The following is a 16839-nucleotide window of genomic DNA, read 5'->3' on the forward strand; positions in this document are numbered from 1 at the left end:
CAAAATACCTCGGGGGTGAATTGGCGCACAGCGCCAAGAGGGGGCAGCGCCCCCTTCTGCCCTGGAAGCCGGCGGCGCACACACCGGTCAGGACGATCTCAGCCCCGGGCGCCCTTCGGCATCGGGGTGGTGGCGCGGTTATAGGGGGTCCAGTCCTCGATGTCGGGATACCAGGTCTGTCGCCAGGCCCGCACCTTCGGGTTCATGATGCGGCGCCAGAGCGGCGGTACCATCGCGGCCATGGTCATGATCGGGTAGCCATAGGGCAGCTGCGGCGCCTCGCTCTCCTGGTAGGTCTGCAGCAAGGGGAAGCGCCGGTCGGGCTTGTAGTGGTGATCCGAATGGCGTTGCAGGTTGATCAGCAGCCAGTTCGTCGCGGTGTGGGCCGAGTTCCACGAATGGTGGGGCTGCACGTGCTCGTAGCGGCCATCGCCGAGATGGCGGCGGGTCAGGGCGTAGTGCTCGACATAGTTCGTGAGCTCCAGCTGCCAGATCGCCACCCCCGCCTGCACCACGAAGAACAGCAGCCCCAGCCAGCCGCCGAGCAGCACCGCCAGCGCCAGCATCGCCCCCTGCAGGGCGGCGTATTTCCAGAACGGGTTGCGCCGGTGCCACCAAGGCAACCCGCGCCGCGCCAGCAGCGCCGCCTCGGCGCGGAAGGCCGAGACCGGGCTTTCCCGCAGCACCCGTGGGTAGAAGCGGTGAAAGCCCTCGTTGTAGCGCGCCGTCACCGGATCGCGCGGGGTGCCGACCCAATGGTGATGCACCAGCAAATGCTCCGAGCGGAAATGCGAATAGAGCACCATCGCCAGCAACCCGTCGCCGAGGTTGCGCTCGAGCCGGTTGCGCTGGTGCAGCAACTCATGGGCATAGACGATGCCCACCGAGCCGGTCATCACCCCGGTGCCGAACATCACCCCGAATGTCTCCCAGCCGTTCAGATGCGCAGCCCCCGGCACGTAGGAGATCAGCGAGACCAGCGTCACGAACTGCACCGGTGCCCAGAGCATCACCCCGGCGCGATACCAGAACAGGTGCCGCTCCTCGGTCTGCGGGTCGGCATTCTCGGTGTTGAGGCCGAGCGCCGCGTCGAGCGCCGAGAACAGGTACCATGTGGCCAGCGGCGGCAGCAGCACCCAGAGCCCGCCCTTCACAGCGCCGAGCCAGACCAGCGGTGGCAGGATATAGGTGAGCCAGAACGGGGCGGCAGCCCCGATCCGGGCGATCTTTTCCGACGAGATCATGATGAGTCTCCGTTCCGCACGGGTCCTTTGCGCGTCTCGGGGCGAGACTAGCTCCCCGCCCGGGCAGCGTCACGGGGCAAGCGGGCGAATACCCGACAAAATCTCTGCGACTGGCCTTTCTGCCTCAGCCGCCCCGGGCCAGATCGTAGGCCTTGCGCATCACCGTGGGCAGATCCTTGGGATCGAAATCCTCGGCCTCGACAAACTCCCCGCGCGCGGGCGGGCGGTCCATCGGCACCAGCGCGGTCTTGACCGTCAGGCGCAGGTGGAAATGGGTGAAGGTGTGGCGCGCCTCGGCGTTGAGCGCCTTCCACTCGGCGGCGATCGGCGGCGCCTCCTCCGGCGCCTCGCCCCACTCGCTGCCGGGCCAGCCCAGCATGCCGCCGAGCAGGCCCTTGTCGGGGCGGCGCTCGAGCAGCCAGGCGCCGTCGACCCGGCGCACAAGGTAGGCGATGCCGAGCCGCGTCGGTTTGCGCTTCTTCGGCACCTTCTTCGGCAGCTCGGCCATCGTCCCCGCCTCCCAGGCGGCGCAGGCGCCGCGCCACGGGCAGAGCCCGCAGGCCGGGTTGCGCGGGCTGCAGATCGTGGCGCCGAGATCCATTACCGCCTGCGCGTAGCAGCCCGGGCGCTCCTGCGGCGTGAGGGCCGCGGCCATCTCGGTGAGGATCGGCTTGGCCTGCGGCAGCGGCGTGTGCTCGTCATGCAGCCGCGCCATCACCCGCTCAACATTGCCGTCGACCACCGTCGCCGGGATGTCGAAGGCGATGGCCGCGATGGCCCCGGCGGTGTAGGGCCCGACACCGGGCAGGCCCAGCAGCCCGTCGAGATCCGCCGGGAACACGCCGCCGTGCTCGGATGCGACCACGCGGGCACATTTCAGCAGGTTGCGGGCGCGGGCGTAGTAGCCCAGCCCCGCCCAGGCGGCCATCACCTCGGCATCCTCGGCTGCTGCGAGATCCGAGACCGTCGGCCAGCGCGTGGTGAAGGCCTCGAAATAGGGCTTCACCGCCGGAACGGTGGTCTGCTGCAGCATGATCTCCGACAGCCAGACCCGGTAGGGATCAGGCCGGATTCCGGCAGCGCGGGCGCGCGGGCCCACCCGCCACGGCAGGTCGCGGGCGTGGCGGTCGTACCAGTCGAGAAGATCCGCGGCGCGGGCGGGGTCACGCAAAACTGACATTCCCTTGATTGGATGATTCCGGGCTGGCGCCCGTTGGCGCGGTCACTAGAATAGTGCCGCAGAGAGGGATTCAAGATGCAACGGCGCAAGAGCACCACCAAGGGCTTCGCCCTGACAGCGGGCCTGCTGAAGCAGAACATCCGCAAGGCCAGCGAAAGCCGCGGCTTCGCGCAATCCCGTGTTCTCACCCACTGGGAAGAAATCGCCGGCGCCGACATGGCGGCGATCTCGCGCCCGGTCGAGATCGGCTACGGCCGCGGCGGGCTCGGCGCCACGCTCACCCTGCTCACCACCGGCGCCAACGCGCCGCTGCTGGAGATGCGCAAGGAAGAGCTGCGCGAGCGCGTCAACGCGATCTACGGCTACAATGCCATCGCCCGCATCCGCGTCACCCAGACCGCCGCCACCGGCTTCGCCGAGGGCCGCGTCGCCTTCGAGCATCGCCCCAAGGAACAGGCCAGGCCCGAGCCCTCCCCCGAGACCCGCGCCGAGGTGCATCGCGCCACGCAAGGGGTTGGCGACGAGGGGCTCAGGGCGGCGCTTGATCGTTTGGGTGCAAACGTCATAACCAAGTCACATCGCTGAAGCCCCGAGCGGGCTGTCGCAGAAAGAAGGAAGACCCATGAAGCGTATCCTGACCACCGTCGCGCTGGCCGCAACCCTCGCCGCAGGCGGCAGCTGGGTTCTGAACCCCACCGCCCAGCCCCCGCTCGGCGCTGCCGGCGCGCAGGAGGCCACGGTGACCGACATGACCCTCGGACAGGCCGACGCGCCGGTCGAGATCATCGAGTACGGCTCCTTCACCTGCCCGCATTGCGCGGATTTCGAGCAGGATGTCTTCCCGCAGATCAAGGAAAACTACATCGACACCGGCAAGGTGAAGTTCACCTTCCGCGAGGCCTATTTCAACAAGTACGACATGTGGGCCTCGCTGATGGCGCGCTGCGGCGGCGAGATGAAGTATTTCGGCATCGTCGACATGATCTACGAGACCCAGAACGAATGGGCCCGCCAGAGCACCGAGGCCGGCGTCGCCGACGCGATCCGCAAGATGGGCCTGCAGGCCGGCATCGGCAAGGAGCAGCTCGACGCCTGCATGCAGGACGGCGAGACGCTGAAGGCGCTGGTCGGCTGGTACCAGAGCAATGTCGAGGAAGACGGCTTCAACTCGACCCCGTCCTTCATCATCGACGGCGAGCTCTACACCAACATGTCCTACGACAAGTTCGCGGAAATCCTCGACGAGCGTGTCGAAGCCGCGCAATGAGTTCTGCACCGCGCGGCCCCCTCGAGGGGGTGAAGGTCATCGAACTGGCCCGAATTCTGGCCGGCCCCTGGGCCGGTCAGATTCTGAGCGACCTCGGCGCCGAGGTCATCAAGATCGAGGCCGACCGGGGCGACGACACCCGCAAGTGGGGCCCGCCCTTCATCGACCGCGAAGACGAGCGTTCGGCGGCCTATTTCCACTGCTGCAACCGGGGCAAGCACTCGCTGGTGGTCGACATCTCGACGCCCGAGGGACAGGCGCGGGTGCGCGAGCTGGTGGCCGATGCGGATATCCTGATCGAGAATTTCAAGGTCGGCGGGCTGGCCAAGTACGGGCTCGACTTCGCCTCGCTGGCGCAGGTCAACCCCGGGCTGATCTACTGCTCGATCACCGGCTTCGGACAGGATGGCCCCTACGCCCACCGCGCCGGCTATGACTACATCATCCAGGGCATGTCGGGCTTCATGTCGATCACCGGCACGCCGGACGGCCAGCCGCAACGCGCGGGCGTGGCGATCACCGACCTGTTCACCGGGCTCTACTCGGTCTCGGGGATCCTCGCTGCGCTGCACCAGAAGCAGCGCACCGGCAAGGGCCAGCATATCGACATGGCGCTGCTCGACTGCGCGGTGGCGGCAACGGCGAACCAGGCGATGAACTACCTCGCCACCGGCGAGGCGCCGGGGCGGACGGGGAACTATCACCCCAACCTCACGCCCTACCAGGTGTTCGACTGCTCCGATGGCTACATCATCATCGCCACCGGCAACGACCCGCAATACCAGCGGCTCTGCCGGCTGCTCGGGCTCGACAGTCTGGCCGAGCACCCGGAATACCTGACCAATGCCGACCGCATTGCGAACCGCACCGCGCTCGAGGCGCATCTGATGGCGGAGACGCGGCAGTGGACCAAGGCCGAGCTGCTCGCGGGCTGCGAGCGCGAGGGCATCCCGGCAGGGCCGATCAACGATCTCTCGGAGGTCATGGCCGACCCGCAGGTGCAGGCGCGCGGCATGCAGATCTCGCCCGAGGGCGTGCCCGGTGTGCGTTCGCCCTTCAAGTTCTCGGACGCGGATCTGTGTCTGGACAAGGCCTCGCCGAAGCTCGGCGAAGGCTGATCTTTCTGCGCCGGCCGCGCTCTTAAGAGGGGGCGGCCGGTGGCACCGGGTTCAAAGGCCCGATGCCCAAAGCTCGGCGTTCAGGGCGCGGCGCTCAGAGTTCGATGGTGCCCAAAACGCTGTTCTGCGGCAGGCGCGCCACCTCCATGCCGCCCTCGACGCGGCGGAGGTTGTAGCCGTAGCCCCGCATCCGGAACCGCCATTCGGTCTCGGTCAGGGTCTTGGCCCGCTCGTTGATCAGGAAATTCCGAACTTCGTTCATATCTTCAGTCAGCTTGTTCTCGGCAAACATAACACTCTCCAATAAGCCAATCACTGAAGAGAGCCTGCGGGCGGAATGAGGCGGGAATGCGGTGCCTCGGGGGATTTTTCAAGAACTGGAAACGCAGTGTTTCCAAGCAGCCTCAGCCCTGGGTTTCGGGCCCGGCCGGCGAGATGCGCCGCTTCAGCACCGCCTCGCGCCAGGTGATGAACAGCACCGCGCCCATGATGATCACCCCGCCCAGCACCACCCAGGGATCCACCGGCTCGGCAAAGAACAGCGCGCCAAGAGCCACCGACCAGACCAGTTGCAGGAAGGTGACCGGCTGCGTCACCGTCACCGGCGCGGCGGCAAAGGCCAGCGTCATCGCGTAATGCCCGCCGGTGGCGAAGCAGGCCACCGCGAAGAGGATGCCGAGATCTCCCCAGGATGGCGTCACCCAGACGTTCCACGCAAAGGGGAAGAGCCCGATGGTGACGGTGATCGACAAAAGCGCCACCACCACGGCGGCGCTCATCTCGCCCGAGATGATCTTGGCGATGAGATAGGAGACCGAGAACAGCAGCGCCGTCCCCAGCATGGCGAAATGGCCGGGATCGAGTTCACGGAAGCCCGGGCGCAGGATCAGCAGCGCGCCGCCCAGCGCCACGGCGATGGCGATGATGCGCCGCATCGCCAGCCGCTCGCCCAGAACAAAGACCGCGAGAATGGTGACATAGACCGGCGTGAGGTAGTTCATCGCCGTGACCTCCGCGAGCGGGATGCGGGTCATGGCGAAGAACCAGCAGATCACCCCCACGGTCTGCGCCGCCCCGCGCAGCACCACAAGCCAGAGCTGGCGCTTGGTCAGCCGCAGCGCGGCCAGGCTGCGCCAGGCCGGCAACAGGAAGATCAGGCCGAAGACATAGCGCAGGAACGCCGACTCCGCCGCCGGCACACGCCCGGCCAGCAGCTTGACCAGCGCGGTCACGCCGACGAAGCACAGGCCGGTGACGACCATCCAGAGAATACCCCGGATCGGGGCGGAAACAGCGCTCATGCGAAGGTGTTAGACCACGAACAATCGCTCGAAAAGCGGAAAGCTCGCGGCGATAGCGTCCATGCCGCCAAGCACAAGCTTGGCCGCCAGCGTCCACATGATCCCCGCCATGGCCAGATCCAGCACCTGCCAGGCCCGCGGCCGGGCAAAGACCGGCGCCAGCGCCCGTGCGCCGTAGCCCAGGCTGAAGAAGAACAGGAACGAGGCGGTGACGGCGCCAAGCCCGAAGGCGACCGGCTCGTCGTACTGCGCCGAGACCGCGCCCAGGAGCATTACCGTGTCGAGATAGACATGCGGGTTGAGCCAGGTGAAGGCGAGGCAGGTCAGCACGGCGGCCCTGAGGCTCAGCGCCGCGCGCCCCTCGCCCATCGCCTCGCCACCGCGCCACGCCGAGCGCAGGCTGCGCGCGCCGTACCATGTCAGGAAGGCCGCGCCGAAGAGACGCATGGCAGGCTCGAGCCCCGGCAGCGCCTGCGTCAACGCGCCGAAGCCCGCGATGCCCGCGACGATCAGCACCGCGTCCGAAAGCGCGCAGATCAGACAGACCGGCAGCACATGCGCCCGCATCAGCCCCTGCCGCAGCACGAAAGCGTTCTGCGCCCCGATCGCCACGATCAGCGAAAGCCCGAGGGCAAATCCCGCCAGCGCTGCCTGCATGTCTCTCTCCTTCGATCCGTGCGGGCTGGTAGCACGCGGCGGACGGGACAGCCTAGTTAAAGAAATTCAGCTCTGTTAAGTCTGACTAATGTCGTTCGACCCTTTGCAACTGGCCGCGCTCGACGCGGTGCTCCGGCTCGGCAGCTTCGACGCCGCCGCTGCCGAGCTGCACGTCACGCCCTCGGCGATCTCGCAGCGCATCAAGGCACTCGAAGACCGCGTCGGCGGTGCCTTGGTGGTGCGCGCCGCGCCCTGCACCGCCACGCCCACGGGCGCTCGGCTGGCGCGCCACGCCGGCGAGGTGCGGCTGCTCGAGGCGGCGCTGGCCCGCGATCTGGAACTGCCCGGCACCCCTGCCCGTCTGCGCCTCGCGATCAACGCCGACAGCCTCTCGACATGGTTCCTGCCCGCGCTGCTCGGGCACGACCTGCTCTTCGACATCGCGGTGGATGACGAGTCGCATTCCGCCGACTGGCTGCGCCGGGGCGAGGTCTCGGCGGCGATCACCGCCCATGCACGTGCGGTGCAGGGCTGCGACGCCTACGCGCTGGGCAAGATGCGCTACGTGGCGACCTGCGCGCCCGACTACTACAAGAAGTATTTCGAAGATGGTGTCACCGCCGAGGCTTTCGCCCGCGCGCCGATGCTGCAGTTCAACGCCAAGGACGCGCTGCAGCACGATTGGCTGCGCCGGATCACCGGGCAGGCGCTGAACCCGCCGCTGCACCGGCTGCCCTCGTCGCAGGGCTTTGTCGACGCGGCACGGCTCGGGCTGTGCTGGGGGCTGAACCCCGAGCCGCTGGTGCGCGAGGATCTGGCGCAGGGGCGGCTGGTGGCCTTGCGGTCCGACCAGCCGCAGGACGTGGCGCTCTACTGGCAGGTCAACCGGCTGGTGGCGGGTGCGATCACCGGGCTTACCGAAGCCGTGCGCCGCGCCGCCAGCGCCGCGCTGGTGCCGGCCTAACCGGCCTCGGTCTCGACCTCGTCGAGCCCCAGCGCGATCACGCCGCCCAGCGCGCTCAGCGCGGCAAAGCCCGCCAGTGCCGCGATCGGCCCGATCCAGGCCAGCGCGCCGCCGAAAGCGCCCGAGAGCAGCAGCAGCCCGCCGATCAGCGTGTTGGCAAGTGCCGCATAGCGCGAGCGGGCATCCTCGGGAGCCATGTCGACGAGATAGGTCGAGCGCCCCTGCCGGACGCCGTGATAGGCGATCATCAGCCCGAAGAGCAGCAGCGGCGTCACCCAGATCGCCGCCCCCGCCACCCCGGTGAGGCCCGCCAGCACCGCCAGCACCATCGCCGCCGCGCCGGAAAAGCCGGAATACATCAGCACCTTGCGCGAGGACCGGTCCGAGAGCCGGCCCCAGACATAGGAGCTGACGAAGGAGGCCGCCGCCGAGGCCAGCACCAGCGCGCCGAGCTTTTGCAGCGCGCCCTCGCCGGTGTCGAGCAGCACGATATAGGGCGGTGCCAGCGCCGTGGCGGTGAGCGCGCCCCTGGCATAGACGAAGCGGCGGAACTGGCCGTCCTCGCGGAACGGCGAGAGGTCGATGGCCGGGGCATCGCCGTTGGTTTCCGAGGGCTCCTCCTCCAGCGTCGAGAACAGCGCCGCCGCCCCGAACCACAGCAGCGCCGCGAGGCCCACGGCGAGCGCCAGCGGCGTCACGTCCTGCAAGAGGCCGGTCATCAGCAGCAGCGCGAAGAGGATCACCCCCGCCGAGGCGACCGAGGCGGCGGTGCCGGTCACCGCGCCGCGCCGGGTCTTCTCGATGGTTTTGCCGAGGATGTCCTTGAAGCTCACCGACGAGGCCGCGCGCGACAGCGCGAGGAAGCCCAGCAGCGCGCAGAGCGCCAGCCCCGCGGCCCAGCCCTGCAGGGTGAAAGCGACCACAACCATGAGGGCGGCGGCAAGGCCCTGCCCCAGCGAACCGAAGACCCAGGCCCATTTACGGTGCCGCAAGGCCTCGACCCGGCGTGCCAGCAGCATCTGCGGGAGCAGCGCGCCGGCCTCGCGGATCGGCACCAGCAACCCCACCAGCACCGCCGGCGCGCCCAGCGCCTGCGCCAGCCATGTCAGCACGAGTTTCGGATTGATCAGGCCATCGGCCAGCTTGGTCATCGATAGCGACAGCACGTGGCGCAGCCCGTTGCGCGCCTCCTCCGCCGGCACCTCGCCATCCGCCTCGCTCAGCGCCGCGAACATGCGGCCTGCCAGCTTCCCGTCCATCTGTCCCTCACCTCGCATCTCGCTGGGGTCGTGGGGGTATGTAATCCGACCGGTGTCGGCGTCCATCAGCCGATGCTGCGGGCCAGCACGCGGCTGATCGTGGTCAGGCTCTCGCCGCTCTCGGCGGCCCAGGCGTTGAACGCCTCCTGCACCGGCTGCATCGCCTTGCGCGAGCCCGGCGGCTTGTCGATGACGCCCTCCGCCACCAGCCGCGCCACCACGTCCTTGCTCAGCATGTAGCCGTCCTTGCCCATGCTGCGCAGCAGGTAGGCGCCGGTGTTGCCGCCAAGCCGCGCGCCCTCGCGCTTCAGCCAGTCGAGCAGCCCGGCGAAATCCTCGCCCGGCCAGTCGGCCACCTTGCGCCCAAAGCCGCCTTCCGCCTCGCTCACCCGGCGGATGAAGGCTGCGTTGTCGCGGATGGCGGCGATTTTCGGCCCGGAGCGGATCACCCGCGTATCGGTGAGCAGGTCGTCGAAGCGCTCCTCCGACATCATCGAGAGCGGCCCCACCTCGAAGCCGCCGAAGGCTTCCTCGATGCCGGGCCACTTGGCCTCGACCACCTTCCAGCTGATGCCGGCCTGAAAAATCCCGCGCGCCATTCCGGCAAGCCAGCGATCATCGGGGATGGCCGCGATCTGATCCGAACTGCGCGGCACGGGCGCGTCTCCGAGCACCGCCTCGCGGCTGCCCTTGCGCGCGATGGCGATGGCGAGGATGTCGTCGAATGAATGCATGAGGCCCCTCCGGCAGGCTCTGGATTGCGTCCAGAGTGCCGAAGGGGCCCCGTCAGGTAAAGCGCCATGCGCGGCGCGGCCCGTCAGTCGTTGGCGGCGGGGGCCGTCTCCATCTGCGTGGTGCCGGCCTCGGTCTCGGTGGCGGCGGCGGGCTCGGTGGTCGCGGCGGCAGGCTCGCTGTCATCGGCGGCGGCAAAAACCCACGCCAGCCAGCCCACCAGAAGGATCGCGACGAGCGCCAGCCCGCCAAAGATGCCGGCCAGCGGGCCCTTGTGCTGTTTTTCCTGCGTCTTGATGTTGGTGTCGGGTGCCGACATGGGAATGCTCCTCTCACTCGGAAAATTTACGGCCACACGGTTGTGGCGCTTCGGTTGCGGACCTAACACTTTGCCATCGGGCGCAGTTCCTGCGCCGCCCTGCCGACAGGATGAGGACGCATGAAAGACGCAAGCCCCCAGACGATTTACCTTAAGGATTACACGCCCTTCGGCTGGCAGGTCGCGGATGTTCACCTCACCGTGAGCTTGGCGCCCACCGCGACGCGGGTCAGCACGCGCATCCATTTCGTGCCCAATCCCGGCGCGCCCGCACAGGAGTTCTTCCTGCATGGCGAGGAGCTCAAGCTGATCCGCGCCGCCATCGACGGCACCGAGGTCACCCCCGAACTGACCCCGCAGGGGCTGCGCTGCGAGGTGCCCTCAGGCCCGTTCCTGTGGGAAACCGAGGTCGAGATCGCGCCGGCCGAGAACACCGCGCTCGAGGGGCTCTACATGTCGAACGGCATGTACTGCACCCAGTGCGAGGCCGAGGGCTTCCGCAAGATCACCTACTACCCCGACCGCCCCGACGTGATGGCGACCTTCACGGTGCGCATCGAGGGCGACGAGCCGGTGAAACTGTCGAACGGCAACCCCACCGGCAGCGGCGAGGGCTGGGCAGAGTGGCACGACCCGTGGCCCAAGCCCGCCTATCTCTTCGCGCTGGTTGCCGGCGATCTGGTCAACCATCCCGGCAGCTTCACCACCATGTCGGGCAAGGAGGTGGAGCTCAACATCTGGGTCCGCCCCGGCGACGAGGGCAAATGCGCCTTCGGCATGGAGGCGCTCAAGGCCTCGATGAAATGGGACGAAGAGGTCTATGGCCGGGAATACGATCTCGACATCTTCAACATCGTCGCCGTGGATGATTTCAACATGGGCGCGATGGAGAACAAGGGGCTGAACATTTTCAACTCCTCCTGCGTCCTCGCCTCGCCCGAAACCTCGACCGACGCCAATTTCGAGCGCATCGAGGCGATCATCGCGCATGAGTATTTCCACAACTGGACCGGCAACCGCATTACCTGCCGCGACTGGTTCCAGCTCTGCCTGAAGGAGGGTTTGACGGTCTATCGCGACAGCCAGTTCACCTCCGACATGCGCTCCGCCGAGGTCAAGCGGATCTCCGACGTGATCGACCTGCGCGCCCGCCAGTTCCCCGAGGATCAGGGTCCGCTGTCGCACCCGGTGCGCCCCGAGAGCTTCCAGGAGATCAACAACTTCTACACCGCCACGGTCTACGAGAAGGGCGCCGAGGTGATCGGCATGCTCAAGCGGCTGGTGGGCGACGAGGCCTATGGCAAGGCGCTGGATCTCTATTTCGAGCGTCACGACGGCGACGCCGCCACCATCGAGGACTGGCTCAAGGTGTTCGAGGATGCCACCGGGCGCGACCTGACGCAGTTCAAGCGCTGGTATGCGCAATCGGGCACCCCGCATCTGAGCGTTTCCGAGGCCTATGCCGACGGCACCTTTACGCTGACCTTCAAGCAGGACACGCCGCCGACCCCGGGCCAGCCCGAGAAGGCGCCGCAGGTGCTGCCCATCGCAGTGGGCCTGCTCAATCCCAATGGCGACGAGGTGGTGCCGACGACCGTGCTTGAGATGACAGACGCCGAGCAAAGCTTCAGCTTCGAAGGGCTCAGCGCCCGGCCCGTGGCCTCGATCCTGCGCGGCTTCTCGGCGCCTGTCGTGCTCGACCGCGACAGCTCGGCGGAAGAGAAGCGCTTCCTGCTAGCGCATGACACCGACGCCTTCAACCGCTGGGAGGCGAGCCGCGATCTCGCCCGCGCCTGCCTCTTCGCCATGGTGACCGAGGGCGCCGGCCCCGACATGGCGTGGATCGACGCGCTCGAGCAGGTGATCCGCGACGAAGCGCTCGATCCGGCCTTCCGGGCGCTGATGCTGGCGCTGCCGACCCAGTCGGAGCTGGCGCAGATGCTGCACGCCAAGGGCATCACCCCCGACCCCGACGCCATCCACGCCGCCGCCGAGACCTTGCGCAACGCCATGGCCGAGCGCTGGTCGTCGCTGCTGCCCGAGCTGATGGCCGCGACCCGCGTCAGGGCGCCCTACAGCCCCGACGCCGCGCAATCGGGCAAGCGGGCGCTCGGCAACGCGGTGCTGTCGCTGCAGACCCGCCTCGATGGCGGCACCGCGGCACAGGCGCAGTACGACGCCGCCGACAACATGACGATGCAGCTGAGCGCGCTGTCCTGCCTGATCATGGCCGGTGCCGAGGAGGCCGCTCTGGCCTCCTTCGAGCAGCAGTGGAAGGACGACCGTCTGGTGATGGACAAGTGGTTCGCGCTGCAGGTCGCCGCCACCAAGCCGGAGAACGCCGCCCCGCGTGCCGAGGCGCTGACCAAGCGGCCGGATTTCGACTGGAAGAACCCCAACCGCTTCCGCGCGGTGATGGGCTCGCTGGCGATGAATCACGCCGGTTTCCACGCCAAGGACGGCAGCGGCTATCGGCTGCTGGCGGACTGGCTGATCAAGCTCGACGGCAAGAACCCGCAGACCACCGCGCGCATGTGCTCGGTGTTCCAGACCTGGAAACGCTACGACGCGGGCCGTCAGGCACTCATGAAGGCCGAGCTCGAGCGCATTGCCGCCAAGCCCGACCTGTCGCGCGACGTGACCGAGATGGTGGGCCGGCTGCTGTCCTGAGCCCGTACCGCGACACAGACAAAAAAGGGGGCCAATCGGCCCCCTTTTTCATGCGCATCTCTGCGCGCTCGACAGGTTCGCGCCACGGCGCCGGTTGTCTTGATTATTCCGCCGTGGCTTCCTGAGACCCGGTTGTCCCGGAGGTCGCGATGATCGGCTCCTGCGTTGGGCGCACGATTGTGCCCTCGACGGCAAAGGCGACCACGCCATCGTTTGCGGGCAGTTCGCCCTCGGCCATGATCGCGTCATTGCCCCAGCTGTCCGGCCGCGCCACCGGCTTCAGCGAGCGCGGCAGGCCGGCGCAATAGGGCTGCGCACGGGTCCAGGCGATCATGTCTTCACGCTTCTTGCGGGAGTGGAACGGCCCCCAGTCGGCAGCCACGCCGCGCATGTTCTGGCTGACCACGCCGTCGCGCTTCACGGTCTTGGCCATGATGCGCAGGCCGCAGGACAGGTTGAGATGCGGATCCTTCAGCTCGGCACCGGTGCCGGCCTGGCAATCGTAGAGCCGCGCGGTCGAGGGCAGGATCTGCAGCAGGCCGTACCACAGGCCGCCGCCGCCCACGGCGGTCGGACGGTAGGTGCTCTCGTGCTTGGCCAGCGCCGAGACCAGGCCGATCCAGAACGCCTCGCGGTCCTCGCGACCGGCGCTCGGATAGGCCGGGCACCAGGTGGCGATGTCCTCGGGGACGATCTCGGGCAGGTTGCTGGCCGGGCCGCGCAGCGCCGAGAGCGCCGCAAGCGACCAGGTGCCGCGCTCGCCGGAGGTGCCCCAGCGCGCTTCGGGGATCGTCATCGTCCGCTCTTGCGGGCGCACGGATTGGACGACGCCCTGGAGAGAGTATCCAGGCGGCATCGGGGCGGGTTCTGACCAGACGGCACTTGCAAGGAACAGGGCCGACAGAACTGTGAAAAGACGTGGCAGCATGTCTGGAGAAGTGCCACAGGGTGTGGGTTCGGTAAAGCGCAGCTCTCGTCGCAGGTGCAGCGCGTCGGAACCAAACCGCCGAGCCGCGCGTTAACCCATTGGGACTTCTTGCGGTAGCGGACGAAGAAACGTCGGCGGAATGCCGCCGCTCGACCCTTCTCCTGCCCTCAATGTGCCCGATTCCCCAAACAAGATGTGGGCATGACTGTACTGGCCCGACCCGTTTCATTGCTGCATACCGTCCGCGCTCTGCTGCCGGGAAAAGCAATCGCTCTGCCCGCTGCCGCTCTGCCGGCAGAGCCCGCCGCCGCGCCCGCCGGCACCTCTGACGCGGTCGCGCCGCCGAAGATCTGCATCCCCGTGCGTGAAAGCTCGCCCGACGCCTCGGATTGCGAGAGCCTGCGCCTCGCCGGTCGCTTCCTCGCCCGGCAGGAAGACTGGGAGACCCTCGCCGGACAGCTGCGCGAGGCGGACACCGCCCGCGCGGCGACCAAGGGCGGCGCGCCCATCGCCCGCCTGCTGGCGGAAGGCGCCTGTTCGGACGTGGTCGAGACCGCGCTCACCGCCGTCGCCGGCAACGATGCGACCGCCGCCCGCCAGACGCTCTACTGCCTGCACGACGCCGTCGACCGGCTGGGCGAGGACCCTTGGCTGTCCTATGCCGTCGCGCTTGCCCATCTGACCGTGGCCGAGGCCTGGGGCGCGGCCCCCGGCTCCGCCGACAGCATGGCGCTGCGCCGCGACGCCCGCTCGCAGCATCTGGAGACCGCGGCGCGGCTGATCGCGCCCTTCCATCCGCTGGAATTCGATTCGCCCGCCATCGCGGCGCTGCGCTGCGCGCTCCTCGATCTCGATCCGCGCCCGAGCCGTCGGGTGATCGACGAATACGAGGACCTGATCGATCTCGACCCCGCCTGCCCCGCCCACATGCGCGCGCTTGGCCGCGATCTGATGCCGACCCGCTTCGGCAACTGGGACCGGCTCGAGGTCGAGGCCCGCCGCACCGCCGGGCGCACCGCCGATGTCTGGGGCGCCGGCGGCTATGTCTGGGTCTGGTTCGACGCGCTCTCGAGCGGCCAGTTGCGCGGCTTCGCCCATGTCGATGCCGAGCTCTTTACCGAGGGCCTGCACGATATCCTCACCCGCCGTCCCGGCCAGCACACCGCCAATCTTCTCGCGGCCTTCTGCGGCATGACGCTGTCGGGCGCCTCCGAGCCCAGCAGCGCCCGCGCCCGGATCAGCGGCTGTTTCGGCTGGATCGTCGAAGACCACCTGCGCGAGATCCACCCCGCGCTCTGGGCCAGCGCCCGCCCCTTCGCCTGCAAGACCGAGGGCGGCGAGCGTCTGCGGCTCGGGCAGAGCCGTGCGCTCTCGGCGCTGTCGGAACATTTCGCCCATCAATTGCGCCTCGGACGCGAGGTCCGCTTCACCGAGACCGGTGTCGAACTGTCCCCGACGCCCTGCGCGTCCAGCACTCTTGCTCCCTCTGCCGCTCTGGCGTATCCCCGTCGCGAATTGCGAGACGAGGATACGCCATGCTTGACCTGAGCTTCGAGCCCCCCAAACCCAAGGTCATCGCCGGGGCGAAATACGACTGGGAACTGGTGATCGGCATGGAGGTCCATGCCCAGGTCTCGTCCGAGGCCAAGCTTTTCTCGGGCGCCTCGACCAAGTTCGGCGCCGAGCCGAACTCGAACGTGGCCTTCGTGGACGCGGCGATGCCGGGGATGCTGCCGGTGATCAACGAGTACTGCGTCGAGCAGGCGGTGCGCACCGGGCTTGGCCTGAAGGCCGAGATCAACCTGAAATCCGCCTTCGACCGCAAGAACTATTTCTATCCCGACCTGCCGCAAGGCTACCAGATCAGCCAGCTCTACCACCCGATCGTGGGCGAGGGCGAGGTGATCGTCGACATGGAGCCGGGCGTCGCCCGCCGCGTGCGCATCGAGCGCATCCATATCGAGCAGGATGCCGGCAAGTCGATCCACGACATGGACCCCAACATGTCCTTCGTCGACCTCAACCGCACCGGCGTGGCGCTGATGGAGATCGTCTCGCGCCCCGACATCCGCGGCCCCGAGGAAGCGGCGGCCTACGTGTCGAAGCTGCGCCAGATCCTGCGCTATCTCGGCACCTGCGATGGCAACATGCAGAACGGCAACCTGCGCGCCGACGTGAACGTCTCGGTCTGCCGGCCGGGCCAATACGAGAAATACCAGGAAACCCAGGATTTCTCGCATCTCGGAACGCGCTGCGAGATCAAGAACATGAACTCGATGCGCTTCATCCAGCAGGCCATCGACTACGAGGCGAAGCGCCAGATCGCCATCCTCGAGGCCGGCGGCTCCATCGATCAGGAGACCCGTCTCTACGATCCCGACAAGGGCGAGACGCGCTCGATGCGGTCCAAGGAAGAGGCGCATGATTACCGCTACTTCCCCGATCCCGACCTGCTGCCGCTCGAGATCGAGCAGGCCTGGGTCGACGGTATCGCCGCCTCCCTGCCCGAGCTGCCCGACGAGAAGAAGGCGCGCTTCGTGAAGGAGTTCGGCCTGTCGGAGTATGACGCCAGCGTGCTGACTGCCGAGGTCGCCAACGCCGCCTTCTTTGAGAAGGTCGCGGGCGAGGCCGGCGACGGCAAGCTCGCCGCCAACTGGGTGATCAACGAGCTCTTCGGCCGTCTGAAGAAGGAAGGCCACGAGATCACCGAGAGCCCGGTCTCGCCGGCGCAGCTCGCCGGCATCGTGCGGCTGATCAAGTCGGATGCCATCTCGGGCAAGATCGCCAAGGACCTGTTCGAGATCGTCTATACCGAGGGCGGCGACCCGGAGAAGATCGTCGAAGAGCGCGGCATGAAGCAGGTGACCGACACCGGCGCCATCGAGACCGCGGTCGACGAGATCATCGCCGCCAACCCGGCGCAGGTCGAGAAGGCCAAGCAGAACCCCAAGCTCGCGGGCTGGTTCGTCGGCCAGGTGATGAAGGCCACCGGCGGCAAGGCCAACCCCAAGGCGGTCAACGAGATCGTCGCGAAGAAGCTGGCCCAGTAAGCGCCACCCTTCGCGCAGAACAGAAAACGCCCGGACGGAGATCCCCGTCCGGGCGTTTTGTTTTACCGGCGCCAAGATTTTTAGCGAAAAATCTTGGCCCGTCCCCATCGTCGGCGCTCAGGCGGCGCGGCGGCGCGGGCGACGGCGCCG

At 67.9% G+C, this 16839-nt stretch carries 16 protein-coding genes; 7 read left to right on the forward strand and 9 right to left on the reverse strand.

All coding sequences use genetic code 11. The features are described from left to right. Positions 1 to 98 precede the first annotated feature (98 nt). Both AC6RA4_RS13315 and mutY read right to left on the reverse strand, forming a co-directional pair. On the reverse strand, positions 99 to 1244 hold the full coding sequence (locus AC6RA4_RS13315) for an alkane 1-monooxygenase (protein ID WP_500161045.1): 1146 nt from the start codon (positions 1242 to 1244) through the stop codon (positions 99 to 101). A gap of 124 nt (positions 1245 to 1368) precedes the next feature. Next, positions 1369 to 2415, reverse strand: a complete 1047-nt coding sequence (mutY, locus tag AC6RA4_RS13320) for an A/G-specific adenine glycosylase (protein WP_500161047.1) — start codon at positions 2413 to 2415, stop codon at positions 1369 to 1371. A gap of 84 nt (positions 2416 to 2499) precedes the next feature. Between mutY and AC6RA4_RS13325 the strand changes: the two genes are divergently transcribed. From AC6RA4_RS13325 to AC6RA4_RS13335, 3 genes are read left to right on the forward strand one after another with little or no spacing between them, the layout of a single operon-like run. Next, positions 2500 to 3009 carry a DUF721 domain-containing protein gene (locus tag AC6RA4_RS13325; protein WP_500161049.1) on the forward strand — a complete coding sequence of 170 codons (510 nt, stop codon included), beginning with the start codon at positions 2500 to 2502 and terminating at the stop codon, positions 3007 to 3009. 37 nt (positions 3010 to 3046) lie between these two features. Next, entirely contained in the window at positions 3047 to 3691 is a 645-nt protein-coding gene (locus AC6RA4_RS13330; protein ID WP_500161050.1) for a DsbA family protein, read from the forward strand. After that, the gene (locus tag AC6RA4_RS13335; RefSeq protein WP_500161052.1) at positions 3688 to 4809 is read left to right on the forward strand and encodes a CaiB/BaiF CoA transferase family protein; all 1122 of its coding nucleotides are present in this window, start codon (positions 3688 to 3690) and stop codon (positions 4807 to 4809) included. The genes AC6RA4_RS13330 and AC6RA4_RS13335 overlap by 4 nt, the downstream gene beginning before the upstream one ends. Before the next feature lie 94 nt (positions 4810 to 4903). On the opposite strand, the gene AC6RA4_RS13340 is transcribed toward AC6RA4_RS13335, so the two are convergent. The 3 genes from AC6RA4_RS13340 to AC6RA4_RS13350 form a co-directional block, all read right to left on the reverse strand. Beyond that, positions 4904 to 5101, reverse strand: a complete 198-nt coding sequence (locus AC6RA4_RS13340) for a hypothetical protein (protein ID WP_500161054.1) — start codon at positions 5099 to 5101, stop codon at positions 4904 to 4906. A 112-nt stretch (positions 5102 to 5213) separates the two neighbouring features. Further along, on the reverse strand, positions 5214 to 6110 hold the full coding sequence (locus AC6RA4_RS13345) for a DMT family transporter (RefSeq protein WP_500161056.1): 897 nt from the start codon (positions 6108 to 6110) through the stop codon (positions 5214 to 5216). Positions 6111 to 6119: 9 nt separating this feature from the next. After that, entirely contained in the window at positions 6120 to 6767 is a 648-nt protein-coding gene (locus AC6RA4_RS13350; protein ID WP_500161058.1) for a LysE/ArgO family amino acid transporter, read from the reverse strand. An 88-nt stretch (positions 6768 to 6855) separates the two neighbouring features. Here AC6RA4_RS13350 and AC6RA4_RS13355 point away from each other — a divergent pair, with 88 nt between their 5' ends. Continuing rightward, positions 6856 to 7731 carry a LysR family transcriptional regulator ArgP gene (locus tag AC6RA4_RS13355; RefSeq protein ID WP_500161060.1) on the forward strand — a complete coding sequence of 292 codons (876 nt, stop codon included), beginning with the start codon at positions 6856 to 6858 and terminating at the stop codon, positions 7729 to 7731. On the opposite strand, the gene AC6RA4_RS13360 is transcribed toward AC6RA4_RS13355, so the two are convergent. From AC6RA4_RS13360 to AC6RA4_RS13370, 3 genes are all read right to left on the reverse strand, one after another. After that, on the reverse strand, positions 7728 to 8990 hold the full coding sequence (locus AC6RA4_RS13360) for an MFS transporter (RefSeq protein ID WP_500161061.1): 1263 nt from the start codon (positions 8988 to 8990) through the stop codon (positions 7728 to 7730). The genes AC6RA4_RS13355 and AC6RA4_RS13360 overlap by 4 nt on opposite strands. A 65-nt stretch (positions 8991 to 9055) precedes the next feature. Then, a complete protein-coding gene (locus AC6RA4_RS13365) occupies positions 9056 to 9724 on the reverse strand; it encodes a DNA-3-methyladenine glycosylase I (RefSeq protein ID WP_500161063.1) in 669 nt (222 codons plus the stop codon). A gap of 83 nt (positions 9725 to 9807) precedes the next feature. Further along, a complete protein-coding gene (locus tag AC6RA4_RS13370) occupies positions 9808 to 10041 on the reverse strand; it encodes a hypothetical protein (protein ID WP_500161065.1) in 234 nt (77 codons plus the stop codon). Positions 10042 to 10161: 120 nt separating this feature from the next. Between AC6RA4_RS13370 and pepN the strand changes: the two genes are divergently transcribed. Further along, positions 10162 to 12711, forward strand: a complete 2550-nt coding sequence (gene pepN / locus AC6RA4_RS13375) for an aminopeptidase N (RefSeq protein ID WP_500161067.1) — start codon at positions 10162 to 10164, stop codon at positions 12709 to 12711. 103 nt (positions 12712 to 12814) lie between these two features. Here pepN and AC6RA4_RS13380 read toward each other — a convergent pair whose 3' ends face one another. Further along, positions 12815 to 13507 carry a transglycosylase SLT domain-containing protein gene (locus tag AC6RA4_RS13380; RefSeq protein ID WP_500161069.1) on the reverse strand — a complete coding sequence of 231 codons (693 nt, stop codon included), beginning with the start codon at positions 13505 to 13507 and terminating at the stop codon, positions 12815 to 12817. A gap of 333 nt (positions 13508 to 13840) precedes the next feature. On the opposite strand from AC6RA4_RS13380, the gene AC6RA4_RS13385 reads away from it, so the two are divergent. Together AC6RA4_RS13385 and gatB are read left to right on the forward strand one after the other, a co-directional pair. Beyond that, on the forward strand, positions 13841 to 15187 hold the full coding sequence (locus AC6RA4_RS13385; protein ID WP_500161070.1) for a hypothetical protein: 1347 nt from the start codon (positions 13841 to 13843) through the stop codon (positions 15185 to 15187). Then, entirely contained in the window at positions 15175 to 16689 is a 1515-nt protein-coding gene (gene gatB, locus AC6RA4_RS13390; RefSeq protein ID WP_500161072.1) for an Asp-tRNA(Asn)/Glu-tRNA(Gln) amidotransferase subunit GatB, read from the forward strand. Before AC6RA4_RS13385 ends, gatB begins: the two co-directional genes overlap by 13 nt. Positions 16690 to 16839: the final 150 nt, after the last annotated feature.

The organism is Salipiger sp., from assembly GCF_059781815.1.

What these genes read in the sequence shown, in the direction of transcription:
- AC6RA4_RS13315 (WP_500161045.1), bottom strand. Translation starts at nt 1,244, where the DNA reads ATGATCTCGTCGGAAAAGATCGCCCGGATCGGGGCTGCCGCCCCGTTC.
- AC6RA4_RS13325 (WP_500161049.1), top strand. Translation starts at nt 2,500, where the DNA reads ATGCAACGGCGCAAGAGCACCACCAAGGGCTTCGCCCTGACAGCGGGC.
- AC6RA4_RS13330 (WP_500161050.1), top strand. Translation starts at nt 3,047, where the DNA reads ATGAAGCGTATCCTGACCACCGTCGCGCTGGCCGCAACCCTCGCCGCA.
- AC6RA4_RS13335 (WP_500161052.1), top strand. Translation starts at nt 3,688, where the DNA reads ATGAGTTCTGCACCGCGCGGCCCCCTCGAGGGGGTGAAGGTCATCGAA.
- AC6RA4_RS13340 (WP_500161054.1), bottom strand. Translation starts at nt 5,101, where the DNA reads ATGTTTGCCGAGAACAAGCTGACTGAAGATATGAACGAAGTTCGGAAT.
- AC6RA4_RS13345 (WP_500161056.1), bottom strand. Translation starts at nt 6,110, where the DNA reads ATGAGCGCTGTTTCCGCCCCGATCCGGGGTATTCTCTGGATGGTCGTC.
- AC6RA4_RS13350 (WP_500161058.1), bottom strand. Translation starts at nt 6,767, where the DNA reads ATGCAGGCAGCGCTGGCGGGATTTGCCCTCGGGCTTTCGCTGATCGTG.
- AC6RA4_RS13355 (WP_500161060.1), top strand. Translation starts at nt 6,856, where the DNA reads ATGTCGTTCGACCCTTTGCAACTGGCCGCGCTCGACGCGGTGCTCCGG.
- AC6RA4_RS13360 (WP_500161061.1), bottom strand. Translation starts at nt 8,990, where the DNA reads ATGGACGGGAAGCTGGCAGGCCGCATGTTCGCGGCGCTGAGCGAGGCG.
- AC6RA4_RS13365 (WP_500161063.1), bottom strand. Translation starts at nt 9,724, where the DNA reads ATGCATTCATTCGACGACATCCTCGCCATCGCCATCGCGCGCAAGGGC.
- AC6RA4_RS13370 (WP_500161065.1), bottom strand. Translation starts at nt 10,041, where the DNA reads ATGTCGGCACCCGACACCAACATCAAGACGCAGGAAAAACAGCACAAG.
- pepN (WP_500161067.1), top strand. Translation starts at nt 10,162, where the DNA reads ATGAAAGACGCAAGCCCCCAGACGATTTACCTTAAGGATTACACGCCC.
- AC6RA4_RS13380 (WP_500161069.1), bottom strand. Translation starts at nt 13,507, where the DNA reads ATGACGATCCCCGAAGCGCGCTGGGGCACCTCCGGCGAGCGCGGCACC.
- AC6RA4_RS13385 (WP_500161070.1), top strand. Translation starts at nt 13,841, where the DNA reads ATGACTGTACTGGCCCGACCCGTTTCATTGCTGCATACCGTCCGCGCT.
- gatB (WP_500161072.1), top strand. Translation starts at nt 15,175, where the DNA reads ATGCTTGACCTGAGCTTCGAGCCCCCCAAACCCAAGGTCATCGCCGGG.